The organism is Gordonia heveisoli (assembly GCF_030315745.1).
Classification (GTDB): Bacteria; Actinomycetota; Actinomycetes; order Mycobacteriales; family Mycobacteriaceae; genus Gordonia.
Genome location: NZ_JASXSH010000028.1, coordinates 1 through 19,172, shown reverse-complemented (window position 1 = coordinate 19,172; position 19,172 = coordinate 1). Strand labels below are relative to the sequence as shown.

The following is a 19,172-nucleotide window of genomic DNA, read 5'->3' as shown; positions in this document are numbered from 1 at the left end:
CAATCGTCAGCAGGCCGCCGCGGCGGCTCGTCAGCAGGCGGCCGCTTCGGTGGCCATGTCCGGAGCCGTCGATCTCGGCGGACTCAAGGATCGGGCGGAGGCCCAGCGAGCGCAGGCCCAGCGCGGTCCCGCTGGCCCGGGACCGGAAACAGGCGCTCCGGCTCCCGCCGGCGCGGTGCCTTCGGGGCAGACCGTCCTCGAGGTCACCGAGGCCACCTTCGAAGACGAGGTGCTCAATCGTTCGATGCAGCAGCTCGTCCTCGTCGACCTGTGGGCGGAATGGTGTGAACCGTGTAAGCAGCTCGGACCCGTGTTGGAGAAGCTGGCCGCCGCGGCCGACGGGCGCTGGGCGCTCGCCAAGGTCGACGTCGACGCGAATCAGCGCATCGCACAAGCATTTCGGGTGCAGTCCATTCCGATGGTGGTGGCCATCGTGCAGGGGCAGCCGGTGGCCGCGTTCAACGGCGTGCGTTCCGAAGCCGAGATCAGCGGATGGATCGACGACATCCTCGCCCAGGTCGGCGACGCGTTGCCCGGGGCGGGCGGTGCCGGGACGCCGGCCGAGGAACCCGACGATCCGCGCATGGTGGCAGCCGAGGATCTGATGAACAACGGCGACTTCGACGGTGCGCTGGCCGCCTACCGGGCGATCGCCGACGTCGAGCCGGAGAACATCGAAGCCGCCTCCGCGGCCCGCAACCTCGAATTCGTGTTGCGTGCACAAGCGCACGACCCGACCATCGTGCAGACCGCCGCCTCCGGTGACGTCGACGCTCAGCTCGCCGCCGCCGACGTGTTGCTGCTCGGACAAAACCCCGAGGCCGCCTTCGACCGGATCATCGACGTCGTCAAGGTCACCGGTGGGGACGACCGTACCCGCGCGCGGACCCGCCTGCTCGAACTGTTCGAGCTGTTCGATCCGGCCGAACCCTTCGTCGTCAGCGCGCGCCGACGCCTCGCCAGCGCCCTGTACTAACGCCGGTCACATGGTGCTGGGCCGGTCACTCACGCGGTCGGGGCGCCAGCCAGATCGCGGTGTTCGCGGGCAGGGTGACCCGTGCCGACACCGGCCGACCGTCGCGGGACGGGCCGTCGGCGGTGACCGCACCGAGGTTGCCCCGGCCCGCGCCGCTGTAGGCTGCCGCGTCGGTGTTGAGGATCTCCTCCCACACACCGCCCTCGGGTAGTCCGACCTCGTAGTCGGTGCGATCGGAACCCGAGAAGTTGTACAGGCAGGCGACGACCGAGCCGTCGGAGCCATAGCGCAGGAACGAGATCACGTTGTTGGCGGTGTCGTCGGCGTTGATCCAGGAGTACCCGTCCGGTGCGGTGTCGAGCGAGTACAGCGCCGGGCGTGCACGATAGGTCCGGTTGAGATCGGTGACCAACGCCGAGATGCCGGAGTGCAGTTCACCTTCCCAGCCCTGCAGCTGATGCCAGTCGAGGCTGCGGTTGTCGGCCCATTCGCCGGTCTGGCCGAACTCCTGCCCCATGAAGAGGAGCTGCTTGCCCGGGTGTGACCACATGTAGGCGAGATAGAGCCGGACACCGGCAGCCTTGACGAAGGATGTTCCGGGCATCCGGCTCCACAGCGTGCCCTTGCCATGCACGACCTCGTCGTGGGAGAGCGGCAGCACGAAGTTCTCGCTCCAGGCGTACATCAGCGAGAAGGTGATCTCGTGGTGGTGGAAGCTGCGATGCACCTGATCCCGTGAGAGATAGTCGAGGGAGTCGTGCATCCACCCCATATTCCACTTCAAGGTGAAACCGAGGCCGCCCAGATCGGTCATCTGGGTGACGCCGGGCCATGCCGTGGATTCCTCGGCGACGGTGACCACACCCGGGAAGTGTTTGTGCACGGTCGCGTTCATCTCCTGCAGGAACTGCACCGCCTCCAGGTTCTCTCGGCCACCGTGGACGTTGGGGCGCCACTGGCCGTCGGCCCGCGAATAGTCGAGATAGAGCATCGAGGCGACCGCGTCGACGCGGATACCGTCGATATGGAATTCGCGGAACCAGTAGAGCGCGTTGGCGACCAGGAAGTTGCGCACCTCGCGGCGACCGAAGTCGAAAACGTAAGTCCCCCAATCCAACTGTTCGCCGCGCATCGGGTCGGCGTGCTCGTAGAGCGGGGTGCCGTCGAATCGCGCGAGAGCCCAGTCGTCCTTGGGGAAGTGGGCCGGAACCCAGTCCACGAGCACCGCGATGCCCACCGAATGCAGGTGGTCGATCAGGAACCGGAAATCGTCGGGGGTGCCGAAGCGGGCCGTCGGCGCGTAGTACGAGGTGACCTGGTAGCCCCACGAACCGCCGAAGGGATGTTCGGTGACGGGGAGGAACTCGACGTGGGTGAAGCCCTTCTCCAGCATGTACTCACCGAGTTGCAGCGCGAGCTCGCGGTAGTCCAGTCCGGCTCGCCACGAACCCAGATGTACCTCGTAGACACTCATCGGTTCGGCGGTGGGCGTCGACTGTTCGCGTCGCCGGATCCAGTCCGCGTCGGACCATTCGAAGTCGGATGTGGTCACCACCGATGACGTGGACGGCGGCGGGTTGGTGCGGAAGGCCATCGGGTCGGCCTTGTCCCGGATCACGCCGTCGGCGCCGTGGATACGGAACCGGTACTGGGTGCCCTCGCCGAGGTCGGGAACGAATACTTCCCAGATCCCGCTGCTGCCGATGCGGCGCATCGGTGCGGTGCGGCCGCTCCACCGGTCGAAGTCGCCGATCACCGCGACGCCCAACGCGTTCGGGGCCCACACCGAGAACGCGGTGCCCGACACCGGTCCGTCGGGGGTGGTGTAGCTCGCGGCGCGGGCACCGAGAATCTCCCACAACGACTCGTGCCGTCCCTCGGAGAACAGATGCTCGTCGACCTCGCCGAGGGTGGGTAGGAAGCGATACCCGTCGGCGACCACGTAGTCGTCCGTGCCGCCCGCGCCGTCGGGATAGACGATCCGATACCGGTAGTCCATCAGATCGCGGATCGGCACCGTCACCACGAAAAGGTCGTCGGTCTGGTGCTGCATCGGATACTCGACACCGCCGATGACCACCGACACCGAGAGTGCGTCGGGACGTAACGTGCGCAGGATCGTGTGGCCGTCACCGGCGTCGTGCGCACCGAGGAAGGCGTGCGGGTCGGGGTGGGTCAGGGCGGCGAGCCTGCGCAGATCGTGGTCGGAGGCGAACGGCTGCGGCGCCGTCGGGGATTTCGTCACATCACACCCTTCACCGGATTCGGTAGGACAGTCGTCGGGCCGCATCGGGATCCAGACGCGGCAGGGCCAGGATGTGTGCGACGGCCCGCCACGGCTCCAGCCGGACGTAGTTGGCCTGTCCCCACCAGTACTCCTCGCCGGAGACCTCGTCGATGACGGGGAAGCGGTCGTGCCAGTCGAAGCCGAGTGCGGGCATGTCCAGCCACACCGTCGAGTCCTCGGCGGCGAACGGGTTGAGGTTGATGACGACCAGCACCCGATCACCGGAGACCGGATCGAGTTTGGAATAGGCGATCAGCGACGGGTTGTCGAGGTGGTGAAAAGTGATGTTGCGCAACTGCTGGAGTGCCGGGTGTCGGCGCCGGATCGCGTTGAGTGAGGTGATCCACGGCTCCAGTGACTCGCCGTGGCTCGTCGCGGCCTTGTAATCGCGTGGTCGCAGCTCGTACTTCTCCGAATGCAGGTACTCCTCGCTGCCCTCGGCGACGGCGACGTGTTCGTAGAGTTCGAACCCGCTGTACACACCCCAGGTGGGGGCGAGTGTCGCGGCCAGTGCCGCCCGCGCCGCGAACATTCCGGGCCCGCCGTGCTGCAGTGAGGCGTGCAGGATGTCGGGAGTGTTCACGAACAGGTTCGGTCGTGCCTCGTCGGCATGGGCGGCGACCTCCCGGCCGAACTCCTCGAGGTCCCACTTGGAGGTCTTCCAGGTGAAGTAGGTGTAGGACTGGCTGAAACCCAGCCGGGCCAGACCGTAGAGCCGCGCCGGGCGGGTGAACGCCTCGGCGAGGAACAGGACATCGGGATGGCGCTTCTTGACCTCGGCGATCAGCCACTCCCAGAAGTTCGGCGGTTTGGTGTGCGGATTGTCGACGCGGAAGATGTTGACGCCCAGGCCCACCCAGTGCAGGACCACCTTGAGGACGGCGCGGTAGATGCCGTTGCGGTCGTCGTCGAAGTTGAGCGGGTAGATGTCCTGGTACTTCTTCGGCGGATTCTCCGCGTAGGCGATCGTGCCGTCGGGCTGGGTGACGAACCATTCCGGGTGTTCGGTTGCCCACGGGTGGTCGGGGGCGCACTGCAGGGCCAGATCGAGGGCGATCTCCAGGCCGAGTTCGGCGGCGCGGCCGACGAAGTACTCGAAGTCCTCGACACTGCCCAACTCGGGGTGGATGGCGTCGTGGCCGCCGTCGGCGGACCCGATCGCCCACGGCGACCCGACATCGTCCGGACCAGCGACGAGAGTGTTGTTGGGGCCCTTGCGATTCACCGCACCGATGGGATGAATCGGAGGCAGGTAGACGACGTCGAAGCCCATGTCGGCGATCCGGGGCAGGTCGGTCGCGGCGGTGAGGAAGGTGCCATGTACTGGCCGCCCCTCGGCGTCGCGGCCGCCGGTGGACCGGGGGAACATCTCGTACCAGGAGCCGACCAGTGCACGGCGGCGGTCGGCCCACACGCGGTAGGTGCGGCTCTTGGTCACCAGTTCGCGGACCGGGTGCGCCCGGAGGAGGTCGGCCACCTCGTCGGAGACCGCCAGATTCGCCCGGTTGACGACGCGTCGGCGTCGCGCGCGCAGGGCTCGGATCGCGTCGTTGAGTAGCTCGTGGGCGTCCTCGGGGACCGTGCCGAGTGCGGTTTCGAGGATACGGGCCCCGGTCTCCAGGTCGTTGGCCAGGTCGGTGGCTCCCTGACCGGCGTCGAGCTTCTTGCGGACCGCCGAACGCCAGGTGGCGTACGGGTCGCTCCACGCCTCGACCCGGTACGTCCAGAAGCCGACCGCGTCCGGGACAAAGGCTGCGTTGAACGCGTCTTCGACGGGCGCCGCGACCATCGGGATGTCGAGCACCTCGCGCCCTGGCGTCTCGACGTGCAGCGTTACCCCGAGTGCGTCATGTCCTTCGCGCCAGGCCGTCGTGCTCACCGGAACGAGTTCTCCGACAACCGCTTTCGTAGGCTGTTGACCGGCCGACACCATGGGGGCGATGTCGTCGATGCCCATCCGCCCGATCACTCGGGTCTCCTTTCGTCGGCTCCCGCCGTGGTCGCCGGTATGCCCCGGTGTCACCGGCTACAAACCTATGCGCCAGGGCGAGGTTTGTCTCGTCGTCACCGCGCCGGGCGGCCGGGCGTCGCATACGGGCGGTCAGGAACGAGGGGAGTTCAGCCGGGACAGGGCCGAGCGGACGACGGCACGGTCGGTGGTGCGCCAGAACGGTGGCAGGGACGCCAGCAGGTAACCGCCGTAACCGGCGGTGGCCAACCGCGAATCGAGTACCGCGACCACCCCTCGATCATCGGTCGCGCGAAGCAGTCGGCCCGCACCCTGCGCCAGGAGCAGTGCCGCGTGATTGGCGGCCACCGACAGGAAGCCGTTGCCGCCCCGGGCGTCGACGGCGCGCTGTCGTGCGGTGAGCAGTGGGTCGTCGGGCCGCGGGAACGGAATCCGATCGATGATGACCAGGCTCAGCGACGGGCCCGGGACGTCGACGCCCTGCCAGAGGGAGAGTGTGCCGAACAGGCAGGTCTTGGGGTCCTCGGCGAATCTGCGTACCAGGGTGGAGGTGGTGTCGTCGCCCTGGCACAGGATCGGGAAGTCACAGCGTTCCCGGATCGCCTCGGCGGCCTCCCGGGCGGCCCGCATCGAGGAGAACAGGCCGAGTGTGCGGCCGTCGGCGGCCTCGATCAGACCTGCCAGCTCGTCCACGGTCTCCGGTGAGACCCCGGCGCGACCGGGCCGGGGCAGATGGCGGGCGACGTAGAGGATCGCCGACGACGGGTAGTCGAACGGGGAGCCGGCGTCCAGGCCGGTCCAGCGCACCACCGACGAATCGGCGGGGACCGACTTCCCGTTGGCGGTGATGTCGGAGACCGGACCGACCTGCGGATCGTCGTCGGTGCGCGGGGTGTCGGTGCCGCGGCCCGACGCGGGCAGACCCCAGGTGGCGGCCAGCGCGTCGAAGTTGCCGCCGACGGTCAGGGTCGCCGAGGTCAATACCACCGTGGAATTGGCGAACAGGGTGGCGCGCAATAAGCCGCCGACCGACAGCGGGGCGATGTGCAGGACGGCGCGGGTCTCCCCGGAGCCGACCCGCCCGGCCCGCTCCTCGGCGACCCAGACGACGTCGCGGCGTTTGGACTCGTCGGGTTCGTCGAAGGCGCCAAGGATGCGGACGACCGTGTCGTGCAGGTCGTCGAGGGAGGTCAGCGCGGCCGACCGGGCGGCGGCGGCCGACTCGTCTCCCGCACCATTGGCCCGGACCGGGCCGATCGCGGTCCGCGTCTGCCACAGCCGGTCACGCAGACCGATCAGTACCGTCGCAGTCGTCTCCGGCAGGCTCATCCACTGTTGGTGCGGGGCGTCGACGAGAAGTTCACCGAGCACCTCGCCGGCACCGAGCAGGGCGTCGGCGGTCTCCTCGTCGACGAGTTTGCCGCACCGGCGCGCCACGGTGGCGACCACCGACGCCGACACCTCGGCGGTGGACACCGAGGTGATCCGGTCCACGAGCTCATGTGCCTCGTCGATGATCACCACATCGTGTTCGGGCAGGATGTTCGCGGGACTGGTGGCGTCGATGGCGAGCATCGCATGATTGGTGACCACGACGTCGACCTTGCCCGCATGGCGCCGCGCGTTCTCCGCGAAGCAGTCTTCGCCGTAGGAGCAGTTGCCCGCGCCGAGGCATTCGCGCGCCGACACGCTGACCTGACGCCACGACCGATCCGAGACACCGGGGGTCAGGTCGTCGCGGTCGCCGGTCTCGGTGTCGCTGGTCCACTCGCGTAGCCGGGTGACCTCGCGGCCGGTACGGGAGAGTTCGAATGGATCGAACAGCTCGCCGTCCGGTTCGTCTGCGGTTCCGCTGTGAATCTTGTTGAGACAGAGGTAGTTCGATCGTCCCTTGAGGATCGCGAAGGTGGGTTCTCGTCCCAGCGAGCCGGCCAGTGCCTTCGCCAGGCGGGGGAGGTCACGTTCGATGAGCTGACGTTGCAGCGCGATGGTCGCCGTGGACACGACGACCGTCTTCCCGCTGTCCATGGCATGCCGGATGGCGGGCACCAGGTAGGCCAGCGATTTACCGGTGCCGGTACCGGCCTGCACGGCCAGGTGTTCGCCGGAGTCGATGGCATGGGCGACCGCCGTCGCCATCGACACCTGACCGTCGCGACGACGGCCGGACAGGGCGGTGACCGCGGTGTCGAGCAGCGCGGTCACCGGAGGGAGCTGTGACATCTTCGGGTGTGATCCGTCTGGTGAGTGGTGGGCTGGTGCATGGTCGGTCTGGGCTGCGGGCGGACCCGATGCGGGTCAGTCGGCGCGCGGGGTGCCGGCGTAGAGCAGATCTCCGACGAGTTCGACGCCGGCCTCGCGCATCCTGCCCAAGGCCATCTTGACGGTATCGGCGCCCACCGCCGCGGTGAAATTCAACAGGACCCGCGTGCGGAACCCGGCGCCCGCCGCGTCCACCGCAGTGGCACGGACACAGTGGTCGGTGGCGATGCCGACCACGTCGACACTTCTCGCGCCGTGGTCGTGCAGCCACTGCCCGAGGGGCGTGCCGTTGTCATCTGCCCCCTCGAATCCCGAATAGGCCGCGCTGTACTCGCCTTTGGAGAACACCGCGGCCACCCGCCCCACCTCGAAGGACGGGTGGAAGGCGACCCGTCGGTACCGGCCACGCAGTGCGGCGGCCACGAGTCCACGAAGTCGGGGTGGTCGGCGAAATGGTCGCCGGGATCGATGTGATGGTCACGGGTCGCGACGACCGTCTTGTACTCATCGAGCAGGGTGGTGACCGCCGAGGCCACCGCGGCACCGCCGTGGACCCCGAGCGCGCCACCTTCACAGAAGTCGTTTTGCACATCGACGATGATCAGGACATCGGCTGGGGTGTCCTCGGAGCGATGGTCGGGCATGAAGGTCCTTCAGATCGGGGTCGGCGTGAGCTGCGGCGGTGAAGATCAGTCCAGCTGGTAGCGGGTCGGGACGGCCGGGTCGCCATGCGACAGGCCCAGACCTTCCCAGGGAAGGCTGACCAGGCCGGCGGCGAGATGAGTGCGCGCGTCGGCGAGTGAGGGCAGGCCGGTCGCCGGTTCACCACCACGAACCAGCGGGATCTGCAGGTCTCGCAGTTCCAGCCCGTCGGCGTCCGGACGAGGTGTACCCGCACGCAGCAGGATCTCCTCGACGATGGTGCCGGTCGGGCGGGCCGCGCGCAGCGCCGTCTTCGCGCCGCCGCGGGACTCCTTGTGGCTGGCGCGTTTGGCGACCGGCAGACCGTCGACCTCGACGAGTTTGTAGACCATGCCTGCGGTCGGCGCACCGCTACCGGTGACCAGCGAGGTGCCCACCCCATAGATGTCGACCGGCTCGGCGCGCAGCGAGGCGATCGCATATTCGTCGAGGTCGCCGGAGACGACGATCTTGGTCCTGGTGGCGCCGAGACCGTCGAGCTGTTCGCGGACCTGCCGGGCCAGGACACCCAGATCGCCGGAGTCCACGCGCACCGCACCGAGTTCGGGGCCGGCGACCTCGATCGCGTTGCGGACACCCTGGGTGATGTCGTAGGTGTCGACCAGGAGGGTGGTGTCGACACCCAGCGCGTCGATCTGGGCGGCGAAGGCGGCCTTCTCGTCGGGGCCGTTCGGGCCGGTGAACCCGAGGGTGAACGCGTGGGCCGCGGTACCCGCGCTGGGCACACCGTAGCGGCGGTTGGCCTCCAGATTCGACGACGCGGAGATGCCGGCGAGGTAGGCGGCGCGCGCGCTGGCCACCGCAGCGCGTTCGTGGGTGCGGCGTGACCCCATCTCGATGATGGGTCGCGAGCCGGCGGCGCTGACCATCCGGGCGGCCGCCGAGGCGATCGCCGAATCATGGTTGAGGACCGACAACACCAGCGTCTCCAGCAACACCGCCTCGACGAAACTCGCCCGCACCGTCAGGATCGGGGAGCCGGGAAAATAGAGCTCGCCCTCGCGGTAGCCGTCGATGTCGCCGCGGAATCGGTAGTCACGCAGCCAGGCGATGGCGTCGGCGTCGAGGAACCGGGATACCACATCGATCTCGGCGTCGCCGAAGGTGAAGTTCGTCAGTTCGTCGAGGAGCCGGCCGGTGCCCGCCACGACCCCGTAGCGGCGACCGTCGGGCAGGCGTCGGGCGAAGACCTCGAAGACACATTGCCGATGCGCGATCGGCTGTCGCAGCGCGGCCGCGACCATGGTCAGCTCGTACTGATCGGTCAGCAGCGCGGTGTTGTCGATGGTCACGATCGCTTACCCTATTCGTATGTCGCCTGACGTAACTCGTGCGCACGAGGCTACCCGCGGCGGGCGCGGTGACGACGGATCCGGTACCGGTACCGCCGTCGCCGAACCGGAGGTCGCCGACAGCGCGGCGGGACTCGACCGGCCGTGGGTCACGATCGTGTGGGACGATCCGGTCAACCTGATGCGGTACGTGACCTTTGTCTTCCAGAAGATCTTCGGTTACTCCGAATCCAAGGCCAACCAGCTGATGATGCAGGTGCACACCGAGGGCAAGGCCGTGGTGTCCACCGGTGGCCGCGAGAAGGTGGAGGCCGACGTCCGCAAGCTGCATGCGGCCGGACTGTGGGCGACCATGCAGCGCGATTCGTGATGGGTGGAATCTGAGGGCGTGCGTAGCTGGAAACGCAAGGGACGCGGGTCGTCGGTACGTATCTGTTCCAACCTCGACGTGCACGAGACCGAACTGCTCGCGTCGTTGGTGAACTCGTTGTGTGAACTGCTCGACGAGCGGGCGCAGAGTGCGCCCGCCGACGAACTGTCGACGATCACCGGTATCCGGACCGGACACGCACAGGCGCCGGGCGATGCCACGCTGGGCCGGTTGCTGCCCGACTTCCACCGGCCCGATCAGGACCGCAGCATGGCCGCCGACGTGGTCAACGGCAATATGAACGCGGCGCTGCGCAGCGTGAACGAACCGAAGATCATCGACGCCAAACTCGACGCGGCGCACATCCTGCTGGACACCTTGCCCGCCGGTGGCGGCGACATCGCCCTCTCCGAAGACGAGGCAGGCGCGTGGCTGGCCGCCCTCAACGATGTGCGCCTCGCTCTGGGGGCGATGCTCGGTATCTCCGAGGACACACCCGACCGGCTGCCGGATGACCATCCGCATGCCGCGCATCTCGAGGTGTATCACTGGCTGACCGTCGTCCAGGATCTACTCGTCGAAGCGCTGATGGGGTGACGGGAAACCGGCCGTGACAGCGAGCGCAGCGGGAGATCGGATCACCGACGTCGTCGGGGTGACTGTCGGCCATCACCACCGGATCGACGCCGACGCCCGCGTCGCCGAGCCGGGGCCCGACGGTCGGCCCGGTCATGGCTGGGCCACCGGGATCACGGTCATCCGGGTGGACGCCCCGCCGACGACGCAGACCCGACCGGTGGTGGCCGTCGACGTTCGTGGAGGTGGTCCGGGGACTCGGGAGACCGACCTCCTCGATCCGTCCAACACCGTCCAGACCGCACATGCGATCGTGCTCGGCGGGGGCAGCGCCTACGGGCTTGCCGCAGCGGACGGCGTGATGTCCGCGCTGGAAGAAGCGGGTGTCGGGCTACCCATGGACGCCGCCGGACATGTGGTGCCGATCGTGCCGGCCGCGGTGATCTTCGATCTGCCGGTGGGGGATTGGCGGTCGCGCCCGGACGCCGACTTCGGGCGGTCTGCGGTGGCATCGGCCGCCGCGGACTTCGAGGTGGGCAGCGTCGGTGCGGGGGCCGGTGCCCGTGCGGGTGCGCTGAAAGGCGGGGTGGGCACGGCGTCGGTGACGATCGCCGACGGCCCGGCCGCCGGGATCACGGTCGGCGCACTGATGGTCGCGAACCCGGTCGGGGCGGTCCTCGATCCGGCCACCGGACTGCCCTGGGGTGCCGACGACGACCTGCTCGACCGTTACCGCTTGCGCCGTCCGGACGCCACCGATATCGCGCGCCTGCGTGACTTGGCCGCGAAGGCGACCGTGCTCAACACGACCATCGGGGTGGTTGCCACCGACGCCGGTTTCGACCAGGCGATGACGCGTCGCGTCGCGATGGCTGCCCACGATGGGCTCGGGCGGGCGGTGCGGCCTGCGCATTCACCGCTCGACGGCGACACCATCTTCGCGGTCGCGACCGGAGCGCGCGCGGGACAGGCGCAGGCGATGCCGGCCGGGATGTACTCCCAGGCCCCGATCCTCGCCCAGGTGTGCGCCTGTGCGGCCGATGTCACGGCGCGGGCGGTAATCGATGCGGTGGTCGCGGCGAGCCCGGTGGCCGGGATCCCCGCATACACCGACGTCGCACCGTCGGTGATGCGCACCGTCGGTCGTCGGGAATAGTCGCGCCGGTGGCGGCGTTTCCGAAGCCGGTGCGCCCAGGTGCATCGGTGCACAACTGTGGTCGACGGATGGGATGACGAACAAGATGTTGCGGATCGGCCAGGATCTCGTCGATGCGATGGTCGCGCACGCGCGCGCCGACCACCCCGACGAGGCGTGTGGGGTGATCGCCGGGCCGGAGGGCAGCGATCGGCCGCAACGGTTCATCCCGATGGTCAACGCCGAACGATCCCCGACCTTCTACCGATTCGATTCCGGTGAGCAGCTCAAGGTCTGGCGGGAGATGGGCCGCCTCGACGAGGACCCGGTGGTCGTCTACCACTCGCACACCGCCACCGAGGCGTATCCGAGTCGCACCGACATCTCCTATGCGGGCGAACCGCAGGCGCATTACGTGCTGATCTCCACCCGTGACGCCGACACCACCGAGATCCGCAGCTACCGCATCGTCGACGGTGCGGTCACCGAAGAGCCCATCGACATCCATCCCGCCGACCCCAGGAGCTGACATGCCGGTCACCGTTTCGATTCCGACGATTCTGCGTACCCATACCGACGGCGCGAAGCGCGTCGACGGCGACGGCGCCACCCTGGCCGAGCTGATCGACAACCTCGACAGCGTCAACCCCGGCCTGAAGGAGCGGCTGGTCGCCGACGGCAAACTGCACCGGTTCGTCAACGTCTACGTCAACGACGAGGACGTGCGTTTCTCCGGTGGGCTGAACACCGCCATCGACGACGGCGACGAGGTCACCATCCTGCCTGCGGTGGCGGGCGGCTGAGCGCAGGTGGCACGTTACGAATCCCTGATCGACTCGGTCGGGCACACCCCACTGATCGGTCTGCAGCGATTGTCCCCGCGCTGGTCCGACACCGACGGTCCGCATGTGCGGCTATGGGCGAAACTCGAAGACCGGAATCCGACCGGATCCATCAAGGACCGTCCGGCACTCCGGATGATCGAGCAGGCCGAGCGGGACGGCACGCTCGTTCCCGGTTCGACGATCCTGGAACCGACCAGCGGCAACACCGGCATCTCCCTGGCGATGGCGGCCAAACTCAAGGGCTACCGACTCATCTGTGTGATGCCCGAGAACACCTCCGAGGAACGTCGGTCCCTGCTGCATATGTTCGGTGCCCAGGTGATCTCGTCACCGGCCGCGGGCGGCTCCAACACGGCGGTCGCGATGGCCAAGGAACTCGCGGCCGAAAACGCCGATTGGGTGATGCTCTACCAGTACGGGAACGCGGCAAACGTCGCCGCCCACTATGAGGGCACCGGGCCCGAGTTGTACGCCGACCTGCCCGAGATCACCCATTTCGTCGCCGGACTCGGCACCACCGGCACATTGATGGGCGTCGGCCGCTACCTGCGGGAACGCAACCCCGACATCGAGATCGTCGCGGCCGAACCGCGTTACGGCGACGAGGTGTACGGACTGCGCAACATCGACGAGGGATTCGTGCCCGAACTGTACGACGCCACCGTGCTCACCCGTCGCTACTCGGTGCAAGGTGTGGACGCGGTGGCCCGCGTCCGCGAGCTGATCGAGACCGAGGGCATCTTCGCGGGTATCTCCACCGGGGCGATCCTGCAGGCCGCGCGGGGCATCGGCCGGCGCGCACTCAAGGAGGGCCGCCACGCCGACATCGGATTCGTGGTCCCCGACGCGGGGTGGAAGTATCTATCGACGGGAGCCTACGAAGGTAGCCTGGAGGATGCCGAACAGGCACTGGAAGGCCAGCTCTGGGCTTGAGTCCCGCTCCGCTGTCCGACTCGGTTGCCCGGTGTCGGGGCACGGTGTCAGGCTCCGGTGTCACGTGAGATGCAGAAAGCGGTAGATGACCTATCCCGTCCCGGTCGGGCAACCCGACGCGCCGGCCCCCACACCGAAGCCGCTGTGGCTGCGATCGCTGATCACCACGGCGATCCTGGTCGCGGCGTTGTTCGTGATCGAGTTCATCGACGCCGCCACCCGATTCGACCTGGACGACAACGGGATCGAACCGCGTGAGCTCGGCGGACTCGACGGCATCATCTGGGCGCCGCTGCTGCACGCCGACTGGGCGCATCTGTTCGCGAACCTCATCCCAGGTGTCGTGCTGTGCTTTCTGCTGCTGATGACGCAGCGTTTTCTGATCGTCACCGGCATCGTGTGGCTCGTGTCGGGGCTGGGCGTATGGCTGTTCGCGCCGCCGTACACGATCACCGTCGGCGCGTCCGGGGTGATCTTCGGCTGGCTCGCGTTCCTGCTGATCCGCGGTCTGTTCAACCGCGACCTGTGGCAGGTGCTCGGCGGTGTGGTGCTGTTCCTGATCTACGGGTCGCTGCTGTGGGGTGTGCTGCCCACCGACTCGTCGGTGTCGTGGCAGGCGCACCTCTTCGGCGCCATCGGCGGCGTGCTCGCCGCGTGGTATCTCGCCGAACGGGACCGCCGGAAGAAGGCGAAGTCCGACAACGGTGCCGGCGGTCGGGTGCCGGGGGTGGCGTCATAGTCACCGACGCGCAGCGGCAGGCGCCGATCGGTGTGTTCGATTCGGGGGTCGGGGGACTGACCGTCGCACGCGCGATCATCGACCTCCTGCCCGACGAGGACATCGTCTACATCGGCGACACCGGTAACGGACCGTACGGTCCGCTGACCATTCCCGAGATCCGCAAGCATGCGCTCGCCATCGGCGACGACCTCGCCGAGCGAGGTGTCAAGGCGATCGTCATCGCCTGCAACACCGCATCGGCCGCATGTCTGCGCGACGCGCGGGAACGGTATGCGCCGATCCCGGTGGTCGAGGTGGTGCTGCCTGCGGTGCGCCGTGCGGTGGTCGCCACCAAGACCGGCCGGATCGGGGTGATCGGCACCGAGGCCACCATCGCGTCCCGGGCCTACCAGGATTCGTTCGCGGCGGCCAGGGACGCGGTGATCACGGCGGTGCCGTGTCCGCGGTTCGTCGACTTCGTGGAGCGGGGCATCACCAGTGGCCGTCAGATTCTCGGCCTCGCCCAGGGCTATCTCGAACCGCTCCAGGAAGCGGGTGTGGACACCGTGGTGTTGGGGTGTACGCACTATCCGTTGCTGTCGGGCGTTATCCAACTGGCGATGGGCGACGAGGTGAGCCTGGTGTCCAGCGCGGAGGAGACCGCCAAGGAACTCTTCCGGGTGCTCACCGAAGCCGATCTGCTGCATCCGCACACCGGTCGCGACGCGACACGTGTCTTCCAGGCGACCGGCGATCCGGACTTCTTCGCCCGGTTGTCCAGCAGATTCCTCGGACCGGTCATCGGCGACGTCCAGCACCTGTGACACGCCGAATCATCCGCTGGGTGGGACGAGTTGGACTTGTGACCCGGTACCCGGACCCACCGCCCGGATGACGTGGCAAGGTAGGGCCTATGCGGCTGACGGTTCTCGGATGTTCGGGCAGTGTGGGCGGGCCTGGTGCGGCCTGTTCCGGCTATCTGCTGTCGCTGCCGGGAGAGCAGCCGGTGCTGATGGACTGCGGGCCGGGCGTGTTCGGTGAACTGCAGAGTGTCGTCGATCCGAACGAGGTCGCGGTGGTGCTGTCCCACCTGCACGCCGATCACTGCATGGATCTACCTGCGATGCTGGTCTGGCGCCGGTTCGCGCCGCAGCCCGCGGTCGGGCGGGCACCGATGTACGGGCCGGCGGGCACCGCGCTGCGGATCGGTGCGGGGTCGTCGGAGTTCCCCGGGCAGATCGACGACATCACCGACACCTTCGACGTACACGAATGGCACGACGGCATGGAGGTCGGGCTCGGCGGGATGTCCTTCACAGCCTTCGAGGTCGACCATCCGCCTGCCACCTTCGGCCTACGGGTGACTGGTCCCGACGGGGCGGTGCTCGCCTACAGCGGGGACACCGCGATGTGCGACGAACTGGTGGATCTGGCCGCCGACGCCGACATCTTCCTCTGCGAGGCGTCGTGGACCCATGCGCCGAGTGAGCGGCCACCGCATCTACACCTGTCCGGCATCGAGGCCGGTGAGGCCGCGACGAAGGCCAACGCCAAGGTGCTCGCGCTGACCCACATCGCCCCCTGGTCGGACACCGACGAGATCGTCGCCGAAGCCGCCCGCACCTTCTCCGGTCCCATCCACGTGGTCCGTCCCGGGCAGGTCATCGAGGTCGGCGCCTGAGCGTCGGATGACCTCGTTAAGGTTGTCGGGTGACCACAAGAGCTGACGGCCGTGCCGATGACGAACTGCGTCCCATCTCCTTCACCCGCGGATTCACCGCGCACCCGGCGGGATCGGTCCTCGTCGAATTCGGGCAGACACGGGTGATGTGCACCGCCAGCGTGAACGAGGGCGTGCCGCCGTGGCGGCGCGGCTCGGGTCTGGGCTGGCTGACCGCCGAATACGCGATGCTGCCAGCGGCGACCCATGAGCGGTCCTCGCGAGAATCGGTCCGCGGCAAGATCGGTGGCCGTACCCACGAGATCAGCAGGCTGATCGGTCGCTCGCTGCGCGCGTGCATCGACCTGGCCGCGCTGGGCGAGAACACCATCGCCCTCGACTGCGACGTGCTGCAGGCCGACGGCGGTACCCGGACCGCCGCGATCACCGGTGCCTATGTCGCGCTCGCCGACGCGGTCACCTGGCTGGGCGCGGCGGGGCGGCTCAAGGATCCGCAGCCGCTGTCGTGTGCGATCGCCGCGGTGAGTGTCGGCGTCGTCGACGGCCGGGTGCGGCTGGATCTGCCTTACGAGGAGGACTCGCGCGCCGAGGTCGACATGAATGTCGTCGCCACCGACGCGGGCACGCTCGTCGAGGTGCAGGGCACCGGCGAGGGCGCGACCTTCGCACGGTCGACGCTCGACTCGCTGCTCGACATTGCCGCGATCGGCACCGAGAAGCTCTTCGCCGCCCAGCGTGAGGTGTTGGCACAGCCGTACCCCGGAGAACTCCCGGGTAAGCCGTGACGGCCCGGATCCTGCTGGCCAGCCGAAACGCGAAGAAGCTCGCCGAGTTGCAACGGGTCGTCGACGCCGCCGGGATCACCGGTCTGGAAGTCGTCGGCCTCGACGCGGTACCCGAGTTCCCCGAAGAGCCCGAGACGGGCGCGACCTTCGAGGACAACGCGGTGATCAAGGCGCGGTCGGGGGCGGCCGCAACGGGGTTGCCGTGTCTGGCCGACGACTCCGGGTTGTCCGTCGACGCCCTCAACGGGATGCCTGGCGTGCTGTCGGCGCGATGGTCGGGACGACACGGCGACGACGCCGCCAACAACGAGTTGCTGCTCGGTCAGCTCGAAGATGTGCCCGACGCGCGTCGGGGTGCGGCCTTCGTCTCGGCGTGTGCGCTGATCACCCCGGACGGCGAACAGACGGTGGTGCGCGGCGAGTGGCGGGGCACCATCGTGCGTACTCCGCGCGGTCCCAACGGGTTCGGGTACGACCCGCTGTTCGTGCCCGACGATGCGTCCGCGGCGGGGCGGTCGTCGGCCGAACTGGAACCGGCTGAGAAGGACGCGCTCAGCCACCGGGGCAAGGCGCTGGCCCAACTCGTCCCGGCGCTGCGTGCGCTCGCCGAGGGCTGAGCCAGGTACTCCCGAGGGCGGCGCAGGTTCAGATGCCGAACTGGGCCTTCACTTCTTTCGCCCGGATGTGCTCGTAATAGAACGACAGGAACGGGATGGTGCCGGCGATCGCGGTGATCACGATCTTGCCGAGCGGCCATCGCACCTTGATCGCGAGATCGATCACCATGATCAGGTAGACGAAGTAGATCCAACCGTGTGCGATCGGCACGAAGTCGAGGGCATCGACGTCGAAGCCGTATTTGAGGATGAGTTCGACCACGAGCAGCAGCAGCCAGACACCGGTGACCCAGGCCAACACCCGGTAGCGCAGCAGGGCGCCACGGATCTTCTCGACAGGCGCGGTCACGTCGTCGGATGGTCGGGCTGTTTCGGTCACGGAGTTCCTTCCTCAGATGCGCCGGCCGCAGGCTGCGTGGACGCGTTGGTGGTGCGGGCGCCGATATTGGGAGCGACGCGGGGGGCCTGGTGATCCTGTGCGTCGAGGTCGGCCAGGAATCGGTTGTACTCGGCGAGATCATCGTCGGCATCGGCGTCGGGCCGGAAGGTCAGCGACGACGCGCTCGGCGTCGACGGCCGGTCGGGAAGTATGCCGTCGGGGATGGCGGTCGCGGCTTGACGGTCGGCGATCTTGCGGGCCTCATCCGGATTGCTCTCCAGCACCACGAAGCGTCGATAGGCGTAGATGACGGCGACGGCGAAGGCCGGCCACTGCAGGGCGTAGCCGAGGTTCTGGCCCGTTCCCGATGCCGACTCGTACCGATCCCACTGCCACCAGGCCAGCGCCAGGCACGCCAGCGCCGCGATCGCCACGAACGCGATCAGGGCAGGTCGGTGCGTGCGACGAGTCGAACTGGACATACCCTCGAAGGTACCTGGCCTGCGTTGATCGATGGTCGGGCGGTAGGGTTGTCGTGGTCACAATCGGTGACCGCACGCGCGAGTGGCGGAATTGGCAGACGCGCTGGATTTAGGTTCCAGTGTCTACGGACGTGGGGGTTCAAGTCCCCCCTCGCGCACGTTTTGTGATGAGTCGCGACATCGTTGACAGACGATGGCGCGGCTTATTGCGTTTGTGGGGCTCACCGTCCACAAGTACGAGAGCGTTGGTGCGCTGCGGTGAGGCGCTTCGCGGTCGGTGTGATTTCTGTTCACTGGGGTTCACTGGGGTTCACTGGTGGTGCGGGTGGTCTGACCTGCACAAATAGTTCTTGCATCGAACACGTGTTCGAGTATGGTGGGGGTATGGACCTCACCGAACTGCACCACACCCTCACCGAAAAGCCGCCCGACTACACACGGCTGGATGGCCCGACCGCCCTCGACGCCCTGCGCACGGTACTACGGCTGCGTACGGTGCTCGACCATCATGCGGTGACGTTGGTGTCGATGCTCGACCGACTGCATGTTGCCGACCGGCAGGGCCGGTCGTTGCGGGAGTTGTTGATCGTGGCGGGGTGCGCACCGGTGGTGGCGTCGCGGCTGATTCGAGTCGCGGCCTCGCTGGATCTGGCGCCACGGTTGGCCGCGCATCTCGCTGATGGGGTGGTCTCGATCGAGCATGCCGATGCGGTGATGCGTGGGATCGTGCATATCGGTGCTCGTCGTCGCGAGCCTCTCGACGATGAGTCGCGCCAACGGTATGTGACCGATCTTGTCGCGCAAGTGTTCTCGGGGGCCACCCCGGCCGAGGTGGCCGCCCGGGCCCGCACTCTGGGGAACCTTGAGGCTGACGACTCCGCAGCGGGGGTGCCGGCCGGGGAGGATCGCAGTGTCGATCGGTTGGATGTGACGGTGACCGCGGATGGTCGGGTGGCGATTGTCGGGGATGTGGATGCGGTGATCGGCGCGAAACTCGCGAGCGCGGTGGATGCGCTGTCGGCGCCACGCCCGCAGCCGGATGGGTCACCCGATGCCCGCCCGGCCACGCGTCGTCGGGCCGAGGCATTGGAACAAGTGTTGGATGCGGCAGCGATGGCTGCGGAATCGGGTGTGTTGCAGGGCATGCCGAAATATCAGAC

The 19,172-nt window shown here is 68.0% G+C and carries 19 protein-coding genes, 1 tRNA gene and 1 pseudogene; 14 read left to right on the top strand and 7 right to left on the bottom strand.

Annotated elements, in window-relative coordinates; all coding sequences use genetic code 11:
• The first annotated feature begins 49 nt into the window (after positions 1-49).
• The gene (locus QSJ18_RS18725) at positions 50-976 is read left to right on the top strand and encodes a tetratricopeptide repeat protein (protein ID WP_286328173.1); all 927 of its coding nucleotides are present in this window, start codon (positions 50-52) and stop codon (positions 974-976) included.
• A 25-nt stretch (positions 977-1,001) separates the two neighbouring features.
• Here QSJ18_RS18725 and glgB read toward each other — a convergent pair whose 3' ends face one another.
• The 5 genes and pseudogenes from glgB to QSJ18_RS18700 all read right to left on the bottom strand — a co-directional run bounded on the left by glgB (position 1,002) and on the right by QSJ18_RS18700 (position 9,488).
• On the bottom strand, positions 1,002-3,266 hold the full coding sequence (gene glgB / locus QSJ18_RS18720) for a 1,4-alpha-glucan branching protein GlgB (protein WP_462476118.1): 2,265 nt from the start codon (positions 3,264-3,266) through the stop codon (positions 1,002-1,004).
• Positions 3,232-5,232 carry a maltotransferase domain-containing protein gene (locus tag QSJ18_RS18715; protein WP_286328153.1) on the bottom strand — a complete coding sequence of 667 codons (2,001 nt, stop codon included), beginning with the start codon at positions 5,230-5,232 and terminating at the stop codon, positions 3,232-3,234. Before QSJ18_RS18715 ends, glgB begins: the two co-directional genes overlap by 35 nt.
• A 132-nt stretch (positions 5,233-5,364) precedes the next feature.
• Positions 5,365-7,455, bottom strand: a complete 2,091-nt coding sequence (locus tag QSJ18_RS18710) for an ATP-dependent DNA helicase (protein WP_286328152.1) — start codon at positions 7,453-7,455, stop codon at positions 5,365-5,367.
• Between the two features lie 75 nt (positions 7,456-7,530).
• Positions 7,531-8,138 (bottom strand): annotated as a pseudogene (locus QSJ18_RS18705) (isochorismatase family protein).
• 45 nt (positions 8,139-8,183) lie between these two features.
• Positions 8,184-9,488, bottom strand: coding sequence for a nicotinate phosphoribosyltransferase (locus QSJ18_RS18700; protein WP_286328151.1), 1,305 nt, complete (start codon positions 9,486-9,488; stop codon positions 8,184-8,186).
• A gap of 19 nt (positions 9,489-9,507) precedes the next feature.
• On the opposite strand from QSJ18_RS18700, the gene clpS reads away from it, so the two are divergent.
• The 11 genes from clpS (at position 9,508) to rdgB (ending at position 17,151) form a co-directional block, all read left to right on the top strand.
• Complete coding sequence (gene clpS / locus QSJ18_RS18695; protein ID WP_286328150.1) at positions 9,508-9,858, top strand: ATP-dependent Clp protease adapter ClpS; 351 nt, start codon at positions 9,508-9,510, stop codon at positions 9,856-9,858.
• Between the two features lie 18 nt (positions 9,859-9,876).
• On the top strand, positions 9,877-10,455 hold the full coding sequence (aosR, locus tag QSJ18_RS18690; protein ID WP_286328149.1) for an oxidative stress transcriptional regulator AosR: 579 nt from the start codon (positions 9,877-9,879) through the stop codon (positions 10,453-10,455).
• A 13-nt stretch (positions 10,456-10,468) separates the two neighbouring features.
• Positions 10,469-11,590 (top strand): P1 family peptidase, encoded by a 1,122-nt coding sequence (locus QSJ18_RS18685; RefSeq protein ID WP_286328148.1) that lies wholly within the window; start codon positions 10,469-10,471, stop codon positions 11,588-11,590.
• Positions 11,591-11,675: 85 nt separating this feature from the next.
• Positions 11,676-12,098 (top strand): M67 family metallopeptidase, encoded by a 423-nt coding sequence (locus QSJ18_RS18680; protein ID WP_286328172.1) that lies wholly within the window; start codon positions 11,676-11,678, stop codon positions 12,096-12,098.
• A 1-nt stretch (position 12,099) separates the two neighbouring features.
• Positions 12,100-12,372 carry a MoaD/ThiS family protein gene (locus QSJ18_RS18675; protein WP_286328147.1) on the top strand — a complete coding sequence of 91 codons (273 nt, stop codon included), beginning with the start codon at positions 12,100-12,102 and terminating at the stop codon, positions 12,370-12,372.
• A 6-nt stretch (positions 12,373-12,378) separates the two neighbouring features.
• Positions 12,379-13,347 (top strand): PLP-dependent cysteine synthase family protein, encoded by a 969-nt coding sequence (locus QSJ18_RS18670; protein WP_286328146.1) that lies wholly within the window; start codon positions 12,379-12,381, stop codon positions 13,345-13,347.
• Positions 13,348-13,432: 85 nt separating this feature from the next.
• Positions 13,433-14,086, top strand: a complete 654-nt coding sequence (locus QSJ18_RS18665) for a rhomboid family intramembrane serine protease (protein ID WP_286328145.1) — start codon at positions 13,433-13,435, stop codon at positions 14,084-14,086.
• Entirely contained in the window at positions 14,083-14,892 is an 810-nt protein-coding gene (gene murI, locus QSJ18_RS18660; RefSeq protein ID WP_286328171.1) for a glutamate racemase, read from the top strand. Before QSJ18_RS18665 ends, murI begins: the two co-directional genes overlap by 4 nt.
• An 89-nt stretch (positions 14,893-14,981) precedes the next feature.
• A complete protein-coding gene (locus QSJ18_RS18655; protein ID WP_286328144.1) occupies positions 14,982-15,749 on the top strand; it encodes a cyclic nucleotide-degrading phosphodiesterase in 768 nt (255 codons plus the stop codon).
• Between the two features lie 29 nt (positions 15,750-15,778).
• On the top strand, positions 15,779-16,534 hold the full coding sequence (gene rph, locus QSJ18_RS18650) for a ribonuclease PH (RefSeq protein WP_286328143.1): 756 nt from the start codon (positions 15,779-15,781) through the stop codon (positions 16,532-16,534).
• Positions 16,531-17,151: an RdgB/HAM1 family non-canonical purine NTP pyrophosphatase gene (rdgB, locus tag QSJ18_RS18645; RefSeq protein ID WP_286328141.1), complete on the top strand. Its 621-nt coding sequence runs from the start codon at positions 16,531-16,533 to the stop codon at positions 17,149-17,151. Before rph ends, rdgB begins: the two co-directional genes overlap by 4 nt.
• A 28-nt stretch (positions 17,152-17,179) precedes the next feature.
• Here rdgB and QSJ18_RS18640 read toward each other — a convergent pair whose 3' ends face one another.
• Together QSJ18_RS18640 and QSJ18_RS18635 are read right to left on the bottom strand one after the other, a co-directional pair.
• Positions 17,180-17,530, bottom strand: coding sequence for a DUF3817 domain-containing protein (locus QSJ18_RS18640; RefSeq protein ID WP_286328140.1), 351 nt, complete (start codon positions 17,528-17,530; stop codon positions 17,180-17,182).
• Positions 17,527-18,012, bottom strand: a complete 486-nt coding sequence (locus tag QSJ18_RS18635) for a transcriptional regulator (RefSeq protein ID WP_286328139.1) — start codon at positions 18,010-18,012, stop codon at positions 17,527-17,529. Before QSJ18_RS18635 ends, QSJ18_RS18640 begins: the two co-directional genes overlap by 4 nt.
• A gap of 76 nt (positions 18,013-18,088) precedes the next feature.
• Between QSJ18_RS18635 and QSJ18_RS18630 the strand changes: the two genes are divergently transcribed.
• Positions 18,089-18,170 (top strand) — tRNA-Leu (locus QSJ18_RS18630).
• Between the two features lie 226 nt (positions 18,171-18,396).
• Positions 18,397-19,172, top strand: a 776-nt coding sequence (locus QSJ18_RS18625; protein WP_286328138.1) for a 13E12 repeat family protein, incomplete at its 3' end; no start/stop codon positions are given.

What these genes read in the sequence shown, in the direction of transcription:
- glgB (WP_462476118.1), bottom strand. Translation starts at nt 3,266, where the DNA reads ATGCGGCCCGACGACTGTCCTACCGAATCCGGTGAAGGGTGTGATGTG.
- QSJ18_RS18710 (WP_286328152.1), bottom strand. Translation starts at nt 7,455, where the DNA reads ATGTCACAGCTCCCTCCGGTGACCGCGCTGCTCGACACCGCGGTCACC.
- clpS (WP_286328150.1), top strand. Translation starts at nt 9,508, where the DNA reads ATGTCGCCTGACGTAACTCGTGCGCACGAGGCTACCCGCGGCGGGCGC.
- QSJ18_RS18680 (WP_286328172.1), top strand. Translation starts at nt 11,676, where the DNA reads ATGTTGCGGATCGGCCAGGATCTCGTCGATGCGATGGTCGCGCACGCG.
- QSJ18_RS18675 (WP_286328147.1), top strand. Translation starts at nt 12,100, where the DNA reads ATGCCGGTCACCGTTTCGATTCCGACGATTCTGCGTACCCATACCGAC.
- QSJ18_RS18665 (WP_286328145.1), top strand. Translation starts at nt 13,433, where the DNA reads ATGACCTATCCCGTCCCGGTCGGGCAACCCGACGCGCCGGCCCCCACA.
- QSJ18_RS18655 (WP_286328144.1), top strand. Translation starts at nt 14,982, where the DNA reads ATGCGGCTGACGGTTCTCGGATGTTCGGGCAGTGTGGGCGGGCCTGGT.
- QSJ18_RS18635 (WP_286328139.1), bottom strand. Translation starts at nt 18,012, where the DNA reads ATGTCCAGTTCGACTCGTCGCACGCACCGACCTGCCCTGATCGCGTTC.